At 64.3% G+C, this 11,569-nt stretch carries 14 protein-coding genes and 1 pseudogene; 5 read left to right on the top strand and 10 right to left on the bottom strand.

Annotated features, from left to right (window positions below; translation table 11 throughout):
- Positions 1-157 precede the first annotated feature (157 nt).
- Together ACTICP_RS10985 and ACTICP_RS10980 are read left to right on the top strand one after the other, a co-directional pair.
- Positions 158-1,405, top strand: coding sequence for an IS256 family transposase (locus ACTICP_RS10985; protein WP_441892300.1), 1,248 nt, complete (start codon positions 158-160; stop codon positions 1,403-1,405).
- Positions 1,406-1,475: 70 nt separating this feature from the next.
- Entirely contained in the window at positions 1,476-1,799 is a 324-nt protein-coding gene (locus tag ACTICP_RS10980; RefSeq protein WP_441892306.1) for a TetR-like C-terminal domain-containing protein, read from the top strand.
- A 52-nt stretch (positions 1,800-1,851) separates the two neighbouring features.
- On the opposite strand, the gene ACTICP_RS10975 is transcribed toward ACTICP_RS10980, so the two are convergent.
- Positions 1,852-2,082 (bottom strand): HigA family addiction module antitoxin, encoded by a 231-nt coding sequence (locus tag ACTICP_RS10975; RefSeq protein WP_441892304.1) that lies wholly within the window; start codon positions 2,080-2,082, stop codon positions 1,852-1,854.
- 1,032 nt (positions 2,083-3,114) lie between these two features.
- Here ACTICP_RS10975 and ACTICP_RS10970 point away from each other — a divergent pair.
- The gene (locus ACTICP_RS10970) at positions 3,115-3,681 is read left to right on the top strand and encodes a dihydrofolate reductase family protein (RefSeq protein ID WP_441892298.1); all 567 of its coding nucleotides are present in this window, start codon (positions 3,115-3,117) and stop codon (positions 3,679-3,681) included.
- A 306-nt stretch (positions 3,682-3,987) separates the two neighbouring features.
- Here the strand turns inward: ACTICP_RS10970 and ACTICP_RS10965 are convergent, their stop codons facing one another.
- The 7 genes from ACTICP_RS10965 to ACTICP_RS10935 all read right to left on the bottom strand — a co-directional run bounded on the left by ACTICP_RS10965 (position 3,988) and on the right by ACTICP_RS10935 (position 8,692).
- Positions 3,988-4,440, bottom strand: a complete 453-nt coding sequence (locus ACTICP_RS10965; RefSeq protein ID WP_441892296.1) for a GNAT family N-acetyltransferase — start codon at positions 4,438-4,440, stop codon at positions 3,988-3,990.
- 152 nt (positions 4,441-4,592) lie between these two features.
- Positions 4,593-5,402, bottom strand: coding sequence for an alpha/beta fold hydrolase (locus ACTICP_RS10960; RefSeq protein WP_441892294.1), 810 nt, complete (start codon positions 5,400-5,402; stop codon positions 4,593-4,595).
- A gap of 11 nt (positions 5,403-5,413) precedes the next feature.
- Positions 5,414-5,716: a HigA family addiction module antitoxin gene (locus ACTICP_RS10955; RefSeq protein ID WP_044496365.1), complete on the bottom strand. Its 303-nt coding sequence runs from the start codon at positions 5,714-5,716 to the stop codon at positions 5,414-5,416.
- The gene (locus ACTICP_RS10950) at positions 5,703-5,984 is read right to left on the bottom strand and encodes a type II toxin-antitoxin system RelE/ParE family toxin (RefSeq protein WP_028850008.1); all 282 of its coding nucleotides are present in this window, start codon (positions 5,982-5,984) and stop codon (positions 5,703-5,705) included. The genes ACTICP_RS10955 and ACTICP_RS10950 overlap by 14 nt, the downstream gene beginning before the upstream one ends.
- 346 nt (positions 5,985-6,330) lie before the next feature.
- Positions 6,331-7,473, bottom strand: coding sequence for a low temperature requirement protein A (locus ACTICP_RS10945; RefSeq protein WP_441892293.1), 1,143 nt, complete (start codon positions 7,471-7,473; stop codon positions 6,331-6,333).
- A 104-nt stretch (positions 7,474-7,577) separates the two neighbouring features.
- A complete protein-coding gene (locus ACTICP_RS10940; RefSeq protein ID WP_441892292.1) occupies positions 7,578-7,907 on the bottom strand; it encodes a nuclear transport factor 2 family protein in 330 nt (109 codons plus the stop codon).
- Positions 7,908-7,936: 29 nt separating this feature from the next.
- A complete protein-coding gene (locus ACTICP_RS10935; protein WP_441892290.1) occupies positions 7,937-8,692 on the bottom strand; it encodes an SDR family oxidoreductase in 756 nt (251 codons plus the stop codon).
- A gap of 64 nt (positions 8,693-8,756) precedes the next feature.
- On the opposite strand from ACTICP_RS10935, the gene ACTICP_RS10930 reads away from it, so the two are divergent.
- Complete coding sequence (locus ACTICP_RS10930; protein WP_441892288.1) at positions 8,757-9,446, top strand: TetR/AcrR family transcriptional regulator; 690 nt, start codon at positions 8,757-8,759, stop codon at positions 9,444-9,446.
- A gap of 298 nt (positions 9,447-9,744) precedes the next feature.
- On the opposite strand, the gene ACTICP_RS10925 is transcribed toward ACTICP_RS10930, so the two are convergent.
- Positions 9,745-10,224, bottom strand: a complete 480-nt coding sequence (locus tag ACTICP_RS10925) for a nucleotidyltransferase domain-containing protein (protein WP_226851066.1) — start codon at positions 10,222-10,224, stop codon at positions 9,745-9,747.
- Between the two features lie 11 nt (positions 10,225-10,235).
- A pseudogene (locus ACTICP_RS10920) lies at positions 10,236-10,406 on the bottom strand (HigA family addiction module antitoxin); the annotation flags it as partial.
- A 210-nt stretch (positions 10,407-10,616) separates the two neighbouring features.
- On the opposite strand from ACTICP_RS10920, the gene ACTICP_RS10915 reads away from it, so the two are divergent.
- On the top strand, positions 10,617-11,567 hold the full coding sequence (locus tag ACTICP_RS10915; RefSeq protein ID WP_441892286.1) for a hypothetical protein: 951 nt from the start codon (positions 10,617-10,619) through the stop codon (positions 11,565-11,567).
- Positions 11,568-11,569: the final 2 nt, after the last annotated feature.

The raw sequence follows: 11,569 nt of genomic DNA, 5'->3' as shown, positions 1-11,569 counted from the left end.
CGGGCGACGGATGGGGCCTCGGTGAAGGAACGCCGAGTTGAGTCCCGCATAGTGGTGTAGCGCACGGTGGTCCGGCACGTCGTTCACGACATGGACGCGGTCACCGTGTGATCCTTCGAGAAAGCTCTCTACTTCTCACTCGATTGGAATCATCACGATGACCGCTCCTCATATTGTCGACCCTGCCGGCGTTCTTTCCGAAGCGCTCTCTGACGCGTCGCCGGATTTGATGCGCAACCTGTTGCAGACCTTGATCAACGTGCTGCTGTCCGCGGATGCCGACGCTGTCGTCGGGGCGGAATGGGGCACGTCGAGCCCCGACCGCACGACCCAGCGCAACGGCTACCGGCACCGAGACCTGGACACCCGGGTCGGGACGATCGATGTCGCTGTCCCGAAGCTGCGCCAGGGCACCTACTTCCCTGATTGGCTCATGGAGCGCCGCAAGAGGTCCGAGGCGGCGATGATCACCGTGATTGCTGACTGCTACCTCGCCGGGGTCTCGACGCGCCGGATGGACAAGCTCGTCAAGACCCTCGGGATCCACTCTCTGTCGAAGTCGCAGGTCTCACGGATGGCCGCGGATCTCGACGAGAACGTCGAACAGTTCCGCCACCGGCCTCTGGGCGATGCGGGCCCGTTCACGTTCGTCGCCGCCGACGCGCTCACGATGAAGGTCCGTGAGGGCGGGCGCGTGATCAACGCGGTCGTGCTGGTCGCGACCGGGGTGAACGCGGACGGGCGCCGTGAGGTTCTCGGCGTCCGCGTCGCCACGAGTGAGACCGGAGCTGCATGGTCCAGTTTCTTCGCCGACCTCGTCGCCCGCGGCCTCACCGGCGTCCGCCTCGTCACCTCCGACGCCCACCAGGGCCTGGTCGAGGCGATTGCCGCGAACCTGCCAGGAGCTTCATGGCAGAGATGCCGCACCCACTACGCCGCGAACCTCATGTACGTGTGTCCGAAGAGCATGTGGCCGGCAGTCAAAGCGATGCTGCACTCCGTCTACGACCAACCCGACGCCGCCAGCGTGAACGCGCAGTTCGACCGGCTCCTGGACTACGTCGAGGACAAGCTTCCCGCCGCGCACGCCCACCTGGACGCCGCCAGGGCGGACATCCTCGCGTTCGTCGAGTTCCCCGACGGGCTCTGGGCACAGATCTGGTCCAACAACCCCAACGAACGCCTCAACCGGGAGATCCGTCGCCGCACCGACTCCGTCGGCATCTTCCCCAACCGCGACGCGATCATCCGCCTCGTCGGCGCGGTCCTTGCGGAACAGACTGACGAATGGGCCGAGGGACGCCGCTACCTCGGCCTCGACATCCTCTCCAAAAGCCGTCTCACCCTCGTCCACGGCACCGGAGCGGAGGAGGTGACCGACACCGTTCTCGAGCTCAGCGCCTAACCCTCACACCGAAGGACAGCGCTACACCAACTACCCGGGACTTGACCCGGACGACTCACCGCTCGACCGACTGCGAGCCCGCTGCAGGGCCTACGCGGCCTACGCGGAAAGGGAACCGGGCCCGTACTCTCTGCTCTTCAGCGGACGCGGGGCCGAGCATCACTCGTGGGATGGGCGACTGCCCGGCGAACCCACCAGCGCCTTGTGGGTTGACACGGTCGCCGAATGCGTCGACGAGGTGTCCGATCTCGACGCGATCGCTGCTGACCTGTGGTCCGGCCTCCACGGTGCGATCGCGTTGCGCAGCAGCTTGCCGGCGTTTCCCTGGCCAGGAGATCTCGACACGACCATTGAACGTTTGATCAATGCACTCGTCATCCGTCGATCTGCGTGATTAGGGTCTGCTGCACCATCAGGTCAGGTTTTCACCTCTTCGGGCAGCAGACTCACACGACCTTCAGCGGGGTGATGGCGGTGATCCGTTCCCCTGCGACGCCCTCAGCGCGATCGAGTTCATAGTAACTCTGCAGGTTGACCCAGAACTCCGCGGACGTGCCGAAGTACTTCGCCAGACGCAGCGCCGTGTCTGCCGTGATGCCGCGCGTGCCGTGCACGATCTCATTGATCCGCCGGGGCAGAACACCGATCGACACGAATGCTGTGCTGCCCGACTCGATCGCCTTTCACAGCTTCGAGTCGATTGCCCGGCGAACTCCGCAAGTCGTCCAGAATGGCCGCGGGCCCACTGGCGGAGCTTACGCAGTGCCGACTGCGAGCATGTTCATACTTGACCGCTGCACGCTCGCGCTCCCCTTTCCGCTATCGGTGCACCGCGCTCCAGAGCGCCCAAAAGATGACGATCACAGCAACGACGAGTACCACCCAGAGCATGGGCCCGCCAATCAGCTCTACGACGCTGACGGACCTCCGATAACGTGTCGACGCCTGGATCGGTGTCAGCGGCTCGCTGATGACGGTCGACGGCAACCCGCGCGATACCAGTATCTCCACTACGCCGTGCCCTCGAGGAGTGAAGGCGAGCAAAGTGTGACCGCCGTGACGGAGAAGCACTCGTGAAGTCGACGACGGCCCCCTTGCGGGCAGGGTCAGGTGCCGCAACAGCACAACCTCATCGATCTCAGACAGCGGCACAGACCGACGTGCCCCCACGACATGACGGACAGTGATGTGATCCCCACCGACGGACACCTCGACGAATCGCGGGAACATCAGAGCTCCCGCGATGAAGAGAACGACGGCCACGAGACCGATCGCCGAGGGCGCGATGAAAGCGCTCGGCGATGGATCCGCCATGGACCAGACGACCCCGACCCACGCCAGAGAAGCCACGAGCAGTACACCCGTGAATGCGAGGAACACTCGACCCGCTCGTATCGACACTCGCAAACTCCCTTCCCAATTACTGAACTTCGTTCCCTGCGCTCACCGTGGAGACCGAACTCGACTATACGTTGAAGAGGAGATCGCTCACATCCAGCGGTCCCCGAACACTTCGACCGTCATATTGATCGGGCACCCGGACCTGCCCTGTACGACCTGCAGTTCATCCACTCCATCTGCTTGCTAAATGCAATCAGTCAGGAGTAGTCTTCCAGCTGATCCTGAGAAGCAACTGGTCTTGGTCGATACAGCCCTCATCGCGATGGCGGCACCGAGGCGCTGATTCAGGCCGAACTCAAAGGAGAGTCATGGGCAAGCTGGTGTACTCGATGATCGTGTCGCTCGACGGCTACGTCGCAGATCGAGAGGGCGAATTCGCCTCCTGGGCACAGCCCGACGAGCAGGTTCTCACCGCGATCAATGAGGAGACCTCGGCGGCCGACACGTACCTGCTGGGGAGGCGGATGTACGAGATGATGGCGGTCTGGGAGACCGACCCCGAGGTCATTGAGCAGTCACCCCAGTCCACACAGTTCGCCCAGATCTGGCAGCGCGCCGACAAGGTCGTCTACTCCCGCACCCTCGAGGCAGTCCACACCACTCGCACGCAATTGCGCTCCCGTTTCGACCCCGAGGACGTCGCGCAGATCAAGGCCGACGCGAAGGGCGATGTGACCATCGACGGTCCCACTTTGGCGGCCGAGGCGATCCGACATGGTCTTGTAGACCGCATCGACCTCCTCCTTTGCCCCCTGGCCCTCGGCGGCGGGCTGCGGTTCCTGCCGGATCACCTGCTCGATCTGGCACTACGGCACGAGCGGAGATTCGACAACGGCATGATCCAGTTGCGATACGACGTGCTCAAAGCCCCGTAGAAGATGTGGCGAGCACGGCTCGCGAGAAGTGCGGGCGTGCCTGCCTCAGCCATCGGGCGAACATCTCCCCCGTCAGCGCGGAATCGACGGACACGTCGACGACGACTGGCGCGCCATCCCGGCTGGCAGAGCCTGAGCCACCCGGGACGAGCTCGAAAGGTATCCGCTACACGTTGAAGCGGAACTCCACCGAGTTCCTATACCGAGCAACCTTTGCCGCGTCGTCTGAACGCAGAGCGTCGTGAGCCGAGCTCAACGTCCAGTCGCGGGCCGCAAGCAGTCCCTCGACGTGATTCCAGAGGAACCTCAGCACTGGGATTCAGGTGCTGGCTTCATGAGGTAGACGTCGATCGGGTCCTGACTTACGAGGCTGAATCCGTGACGTTCATACAAGCGGCGGGCAGGACTCCCTTGAAGGACATTGAGCCTGAACGGACGCCCTGCGGTGTCTGTGAGCAGGATCTGAGCGAGGGCCCAGCTACCGACGCCCCGGCCCTGCCGCGCGGGGTCGAGGTAGAAGTGCTCGATCCACACCCCGTCATCATCAGGTCGCACCGCGACAAGGCCGACGTCGATGCCACCGATCTGTATGGCACGGGTGTGCGTCGGGGTGAACGCGTCGAGGAATCGCTGTCGCACGCGGTCCGGGTGATAGCGCCCCAGGCGCTCGAGATCGGGACGCATGACCACCGCTCGAAGCTCGGCCATCCAGGTGGCGTCGGCGAGAACGCTCGGTCGAAAGCTCCACTCCGCTGTCACGTGGAGAAGCCTATTCGCTCCCAGTAGCACGGATCTGTGCTGTCCGTATCCAGACAACGGGCCCCGCCTGCCGAAGCACACGGGGCCGTCTCTGAAGCACTGAGAATCACACGTTGAAGCGGAACTCCACCACGTCGCCGCAGCTAACAACCTCAGCGGACACTGGTCCGCGAGTCGCTGGCCTGATCGCGAGATAACCAGCGGCGAAGCACGTCGATCCACTCGTCGAAGGCGTCGAGGTGCGCATCATGGCTGCCGCCAGAGAGATCGACTCTGACCGTCTCGGGCCTGCGCCGGATCAGCTCGTCCTTGTCGGCATCGCTGAACATCCCGTGCTTGGCGAAAATCGCGAGCGTCGGAACCTGCAGAGCTTCCCACTCGTCCCAGCGCGGTTCATGCACAGCCTCGATCGTGCGTTGCATGACCGCGGCGTCGAAACGCGGGACGAGCCCATCATCCGTCGACTGGAGATCCGCTACCCAGGCATCAACGATCGCGTCATCACCGAGGAACTCGCGGGCAGCGGCCTCGTCCCGGAACGGAACCGGCCAGGACGCGAAGTACGCGCCGAGACCAGCAGCCTCGCGCGCATCGTCACTCCCCGACACATGACCTTCGAGCATCACGAGCCCCTCGACCAGGTCTGGGCGCGCTGCTGCTGCGAGAAAAGCAGTGTGGGCTCCCATCGACTGCCCGACGAGCGTCGCTCGACTCCCTGGGGCGAGCTCCTCGATCGCCGCCACGACGTCGCCGACGAAGGCGTCGCGGGATAGATCATCGGGAAGCCGCGTGCTCGCACCGTGCCCTCGCTGGTCCACGAGCAGGACCCGATGGTCCTGCAACGCTCGCGCCGTGCGCAGCAACTCCCGCGAGCTCCCGGCAAGCCCGTGCAGCAGCACGACGACAGGGCCGTCGCCGCCGAGGTCGGTGACCGCGATGCAGACGCCTCCGGGGCGTTGCACGACGCAGCTGGTCACGCGACCTGTAGCGGCGCGATCGCCGCGATCTGCTCACCTGCTGCGTCCTCGGCGCGGTCGAGCTCATAGTGGCTCTGCAGGTTGATCCAGAACTCGGCCGACGTGCCGAAGTACCTCGCGAGCCGCAGCGCCGTGTCTGCGGTGATCCCCCGCTTGCCGTGCACGATCTCGTTGATCCGCCGGGGCGGGACGCCGATCGACACGGCGAGCTTGTTCTGTGTGATGCCGAAGCCCTCGATGAAGTCCTCCATGAGGACCTCACCCGGGTGAATCGGCTCGATCCTGTCAGTGGTAGTCAACGATCTGCACCTCCTCTGGTCCAGCGTCGGTCCACACGAAGCAGATCCGCCACTGGTCGTTGATCCTGATGCTGTGCTGCCCGACCCGATCGCCCTTGAGCGCCTCGAGCCGATTGCCAGGCGGGACGCGGAGGTCCTCGAGAGACTCTGCAGACCCCACCTGACGTAGCTTGCGCAGCGCGACCCGATGGATCCTCGGATCGATCGAGCGCACGCGCTCACGACGCCACAGCCGTTCGGTGTCCTTGTTGCCGAACGATCTGATCACGAAACCAGTGTATAACGGAGTCCGTCATTAACGCTATACGTTAAACCTGAACTCCACCGAGTTCCGCTACAAACCAACCTCTGACGATGAGTAGTCAAGTTGCCAGCGCTAATCATCCCGCGAGTCAGAGCGTTGCTCTGATCAGTTCTTACAGTGCACGGCCGAGACCAGGTGCGCATAGCCACCGGCGACGCAAAGGAGCATTCTCACCGCCATGAGGTCGGCCAGTTATGGCCGGGGATCGCGGTTGAAAAGCAAAGCGCGTAGCTCGCTCCTGAGCACCGCGATCGAGCGCAGAAAGATCTGAGGTAGAGGTTGCCAAATCATCGCAGTCATCGAGCGCCGACTATTTCGATGTCGCGTACGCGGTGTGGGCGGCGAGAATAGCCGTCACGGCGAGTACGGCGACGCTCAACGCAATCACCGGCAGGTGATCGATCAGTAGCATCGCGGCGATCGTGATCACCACCAGCACGGCTGCTGCGATGAACCGGGACCGTGCGAGGCGTCCGAAGCGGGACCGGAGGAACAACAGGTTCCCTGCCAGGTAGACGAGCGGACCTGCTGCCGTCACAAGGACGATTGCGGGCGTGAGGTGGTCGTGGGAAAGCCGCAACTCGATGGAGACGGCAACGAGGATCGCCCCCAGAACCATGAAGGCATGCGCGTAAGCATAGGCCGATCGGAGCGCCCCGGTCGATGAGTCTCCACCGTGGGTATCAGGGCCAGCAAGGGCGAAGTAGTTCCACCAGAGCACGAACAGGGAAGCGAAGCCGACAAGCATGCTCAGGGCGAGTGACGGAGTGAGCTGGCCGTGTGAGACGATGCTGCCGCCCATGAGAAGGATGGACTCGCCGAGGGCGATGATGAAGACGAGACGGTTGCGCTCGGCCAGGTGCTCGGCGTCTACGTCCCACTGGTGCATGGGCGCTGCGCCGATGCCGGGGATCCGGTAGTGGGCCCGCGGGGCCGCGTAGTCGATGAGCACCGCGATCAACCAGAGACCCAGCCGCCACTCAAAGGGCAGCGCCGCACCGAGGACCCAGAAGATGCCCGCCAGCAGGGTCCACAGCAGCAGCATGCGGTAGTTGGCTGCGAGCTGGTGGCCGCGGTAGGCGATCATCATGAAGACCGGACGAAGGATGCCCATGAACAGGTAGCACCCGACGAACAACCAGGCTCCGTCGCCGAACGCGCTGGGGATGGCAATCGACATGCCCAGTGCGGCAAGCATGAGGACCCCGGAGAGCAGCTGCACTGGGGTGCGGCTCGGATCCAGCCAGTTCATCGCCCAGGCGGTGTAGTTCCAACCCCACCACACCGCGGCGAACACCACGATGGTCTGGGCAGCACCCTCCCAGGAGAGGTGCTCGATGAGCAGGTGCGAGAGCTGAATGATGGCGAAGACGTAGACCAGGTCGAAGAAGAGCTCGACGGGGCCGACCTCGGATCGACGGTGCCCGGTGCGGGCAAGCGGGACAATAGTCATGATTGGGGAACCTCGTGTGCGTGTCGTGCGATTGCGTCGGAGGCGACAGCAACGAGCGGGCGTCCATCTGGCTGGACGCCCGCTCAAGATGCCGGTGCCGACTCTCAGCCTTCGCGGATCGTCATCTTCGCGAGCTTGTCACCGTCGACGTCGAAGACGAACTTCGAGCGGCCGTTCGCGTGGTTAGAGCGCCAGTCGCCGATGACCTGGATCGTGTCGCCGGCGGTGTCTACTTCCTCGACGGCGAGGGTGCCGCGCGAACCGATGAACTCCTTGTCGCTCCAGGTTCTGATCTGCTCGCGCCCGGTGAAGGTGCGCCCCCAGTCGTCTACAGCCCCGTCAGGGGCGAAGGCGTCCAGGAAGGCCTGTTCGTCGTGCCTGTTGACGGCAGCGATGAACGAGGCCACTGGTTCAGGAATTGTGGGTGTTGCCATGAGGTGCTCCTCTTTTCGTAGGGTCGAGCTCAGCGGGTGGTGTAGCCGCCGTTGGCGAAGATCGTCTGTCCGGTGATCCACCAGCCCTCGGAGGCGAGGAAGCGGACGATCGGGGCGATGTCCTCGATCTTAGTGAGCTGGCCACCCATGCCCTGGGACTTGTGGAACTCGACCCGCTCCGGGGTCTCCTGGCCGTAGAAGAACGGGGTGTCCATGGGGCCGGGAGCGATCGCGGTGACGGAGATGCCGCGATCGGCGAACTCCTTGGCGGCAGCCCGGGTGAAGTGCTCCACTGGCGACTTGCCACCAGCGTAGGTGGAGTACCCATCCGTGAAGGCTGCCAGCAGGGCGGTAACGATGGTGATGATCTTCCCACCGTCGGCGAGGTTCTTCCCGGCCTCCTGGATGAAGAAGTACGCAGCCTTGGAGTTGATGTCGAACATCGAGTCGTACTCGTCCTCAGTGGTTTCCACGATCGGCTTGCGCAGCACCTTGCCGGCCGTGTTCACCGCGACATCGATCTTGCCCAGCGCCGCCCCCGCGTCGGCGAACAGGCGGGCCACGTTCGCCGGGACCGTGAGGTCTCCCTGGAAGATCGCTCCCTTGCCTCCTGCGGCCTGGACCGCGGCGAGGGTCTGCTCCGCGTCGGCGCGGCTGGAGTCGGAGTTGTAGTGGATCGCGACGTTCGCTCCTGCCTCGGCCGCCTGGCGGGCGATCAGCCCGCCGAGGTTCTTCGCGCCGCCCGCGATCAGCACGTTCTTGCCATCGAGTGTGTGCTCAGCCATGATGCTCCCTCTATATCGTCAGTATGTAACAGCATCTCACTGCTACATGCGCTAACGTAGCACCATGACAGGAGCACCGACAAGCGATACACGGGAGCGGATGATCGCGGCTGCCGCGGACCTCATCGCCGCCTCCCCCGGGGAGGAGTTCTCGCTGCGGGCGGTGTGCGACGCCGTGGGGGTGAAGATGCCCACGCTCTATCACTTCTTCGGGTCCAAGCAGGGACTGATCGACGCAGTCATCGAGCACGGGTTCGATCTGTACCTGGGCGAGAAGTCGTCGATGGAGTCATCCGGCGACCCGATCCAGGACATTCGCGCCGGCTGGGACGCCCACGTGGCCTTCGGCCTGTCCAATCCCGGGTTCTACACGCTCATGTACGGGAAGGTCCGCCCTGGGCACTCCCCCGAGGCGCAGTCCCGTCCCAGCGAGATCCTGCGCGCGCTCACGGCGCGGGCCGCCGAACAGGGCAGGCTTCTGGTGCCCTCTGAGCAGGCTGCCGCGCACATCCTAGTGACCAACATCGGCGTCACCCTGCGCCAGATCATCCTGGCAGCGCCGGATCCTGCCCTGTCTCAAACTGTCCGTGAAGGCGCTATCTCGGCGATCACCGGCAAGGGAACACGAGCCAACGACTCGCTCACCACTGCCATCGAGCTCGCTGCAGCACAACCAGATGTCCTCGGCAGGGCGGAGACCCAGCTCCTCATCGAATGGCTCGGCCGGTTGAGCAGGGTTGAGAAGCTGCAGTAGGCGAGTGCCACGAGCTTCGGAGAGGCACAGCGGTTCAGGAGGTAGACAAGAGACCTTCTTCGATCAAACCAACGCCGTGCCAGCGGGCAGGATTCGCGCCGCGCGTACAGAGTGCCTAACTCAACACTAGGCCGTCGTAGATGCGCTCGGACGGCTCGACGTCCCGATCGACGGGGACGTGGAGTGTGGCGATGTGCAGCCGTTGCCCGTCAGACCTCACCAGACGTTAGTTTGAAAAGCGGAACTCCACTGAGTTCCGGCACGGACAACCATCTGCGTCAACTGCCCGCCACGGACCTCAAGAGTGGTCGGCGACCAACCTCCCAAGCACGTCGAGATCGTGGCGGTCCTCCGGCCGGAGGTCGTAACCGAGCCTCAGCGCCATGAGTCGCGCGGCGCACGCGACAACTACCGAGCGATCTCCGATCACTCCGACCGCGCGCTCGCGCGCTCGGTGGACGAACGAGTCTTCACCGAAGCCCTGCTGGACCCCGTCGCCGACACAGTCCACGTCCATCGGATGGATGTCGACCGCCCTGTCGCCGGCGCGCAGCTCAACTCGGATCGGACGCCAGTCCTCCACGATGCTGTATCCGCGACCGAGCAACCATTCCATGAGGGCGTCGACCGTCGTCGAGTCGACGAACACATCCAGATCACCATGCGATCTGGTCTGGGAACCGTGCAGAGCGTCAACGGCCCATCCGCCGTTGACCTGGTAGACGACTGATCGCTCCTCGAGCCAGCCAACGACTCGGACTACCTCAGCGGCGTCCATCCCGCTGAAGGTCATGCGGATTGCAGCGGCACGATGGCGTCGATCTGCTCAGCCGCGCGATCCTCTGCGAGGTCGAGGTCGTAGAGCGTCTGCAGGTTCAGCCAGAACTGTGCGGTGGTGCCGAAGAGCTTGCCGAGCCGGAGCGCGGTGTCCGCCGTGATCCCCCGCTTGCCATGCACGATCGCCACCGACTTCGGATCTTGGATCGAGCAGAATCACCCCGAGGCCATCGACGAGTACGAGGACGAGGTGCTGTCGCAGCTCGCCGCGGTCCCGCGGCCTCGACCGCCTGCGTCGTCCAGGAAACTCACCCCCGCGCGACAGCGGCACCTCGACCGAAACAAGGAGCATCAGCGGTCATTCGGCGGCTGACCACGATGAAAGGATGAATCATGAATAGGGATTTTGCCGCAGAGCAGGCAAGGGATCACGCCCTCGAGTACGTGCGGCTCGTCGTCCCGATGCTGGCACGGGCACCAATCGCCGAAGAGGACCGGCGGGACTTGGAACTCGCGCTTGGCCTCGACCTCTCGAACCCGGGCATCGTCAGTGTCACGACAGTCGGGCTCGACCTGCCGGCCCCGGAGTCGGACATCAGGGCTGCCGTCGCTGAGCTCTCGGCGATCCGCCTCGCGGACCTCGGCATCGACGTAGGGGCCATCACGCAGGGTCAGGGCGAGGCCATCGAGCGACTGTTGGCGAAGACGAAGAGGCTCCGGCAGGCTCGGGAGGTAACGCCGGGAATGTTGCTGCGTCGTCTTTGGCGCGGACACCTTGCCGCGGCTCTGGAGGTGCTAGGAGGGCTGCCGGTGTCCGACGAGACATTCCGCTGGCTCCGGAGGGAGGTACTGCACTTGGCCGGCGTCCGACGTCTTATTGACGGCTTCTACGTCTCCGAGGAGGTCGGGCGGTCGGGCAAGGTCGGCGCGATTAGTGTCGAGGATAGCTCGGAGAAGCTGGCGGCTGCGGAGGCGGAGGACTTGCTGTGCCGTCGGGAGACCATTGCGGCCTGGGCGTGGGAGTCGATTGTCGATGATGAGGACGGCGGCTCCGATGTGGAGGCCGAGCCGGTTCCCGGATTCCGTCGTGCCATCGACGCGAAGAAGAAAGCCAAGGCCGAGGCCGCCAAGGAGGCACAGGCCCGGCGAGACCGAGAGGAGGCCGAGGTGGCAGAGGCAGAGCGAAAGGCCAGTCGCCAGCGTGTAGAGGCGTTACGGGCCCAGAAGCGCGCCGCGCAGCCGGCCAAGAACACCAGGACCCGCGAAAAGATCTTGGCGGAACTGGCCGCGAGAGTCGAGGAACTCGAACAGCCGGGCGCTGACGGTCACGATGGTCTCGGATAACA

The sequence above is a fragment of the Microbacterium sp. genome, from assembly GCF_052102115.1.
Classification (GTDB): Bacteria; Actinomycetota; Actinomycetes; order Actinomycetales; family Microbacteriaceae; genus Microbacterium.
Note: the sequence above shows the minus strand (reverse complement) of the source record. Positions and strands in the feature narration are given on the sequence as shown.

What these genes read in the sequence shown, in the direction of transcription:
- ACTICP_RS10985 (WP_441892300.1), top strand. Translation starts at nt 158, where the DNA reads ATGACCGCTCCTCATATTGTCGACCCTGCCGGCGTTCTTTCCGAAGCG.
- ACTICP_RS10970 (WP_441892298.1), top strand. Translation starts at nt 3,115, where the DNA reads ATGGGCAAGCTGGTGTACTCGATGATCGTGTCGCTCGACGGCTACGTC.
- ACTICP_RS10945 (WP_441892293.1), bottom strand. Translation starts at nt 7,473, where the DNA reads ATGACTATTGTCCCGCTTGCCCGCACCGGGCACCGTCGATCCGAGGTC.
- ACTICP_RS10940 (WP_441892292.1), bottom strand. Translation starts at nt 7,907, where the DNA reads ATGGCAACACCCACAATTCCTGAACCAGTGGCCTCGTTCATCGCTGCC.
- ACTICP_RS10935 (WP_441892290.1), bottom strand. Translation starts at nt 8,692, where the DNA reads ATGGCTGAGCACACACTCGATGGCAAGAACGTGCTGATCGCGGGCGGC.
- ACTICP_RS10930 (WP_441892288.1), top strand. Translation starts at nt 8,757, where the DNA reads ATGACAGGAGCACCGACAAGCGATACACGGGAGCGGATGATCGCGGCT.
- ACTICP_RS10925 (WP_226851066.1), bottom strand. Translation starts at nt 10,224, where the DNA reads ATGGACGCCGCTGAGGTAGTCCGAGTCGTTGGCTGGCTCGAGGAGCGA.
- ACTICP_RS10915 (WP_441892286.1), top strand. Translation starts at nt 10,617, where the DNA reads ATGAATAGGGATTTTGCCGCAGAGCAGGCAAGGGATCACGCCCTCGAG.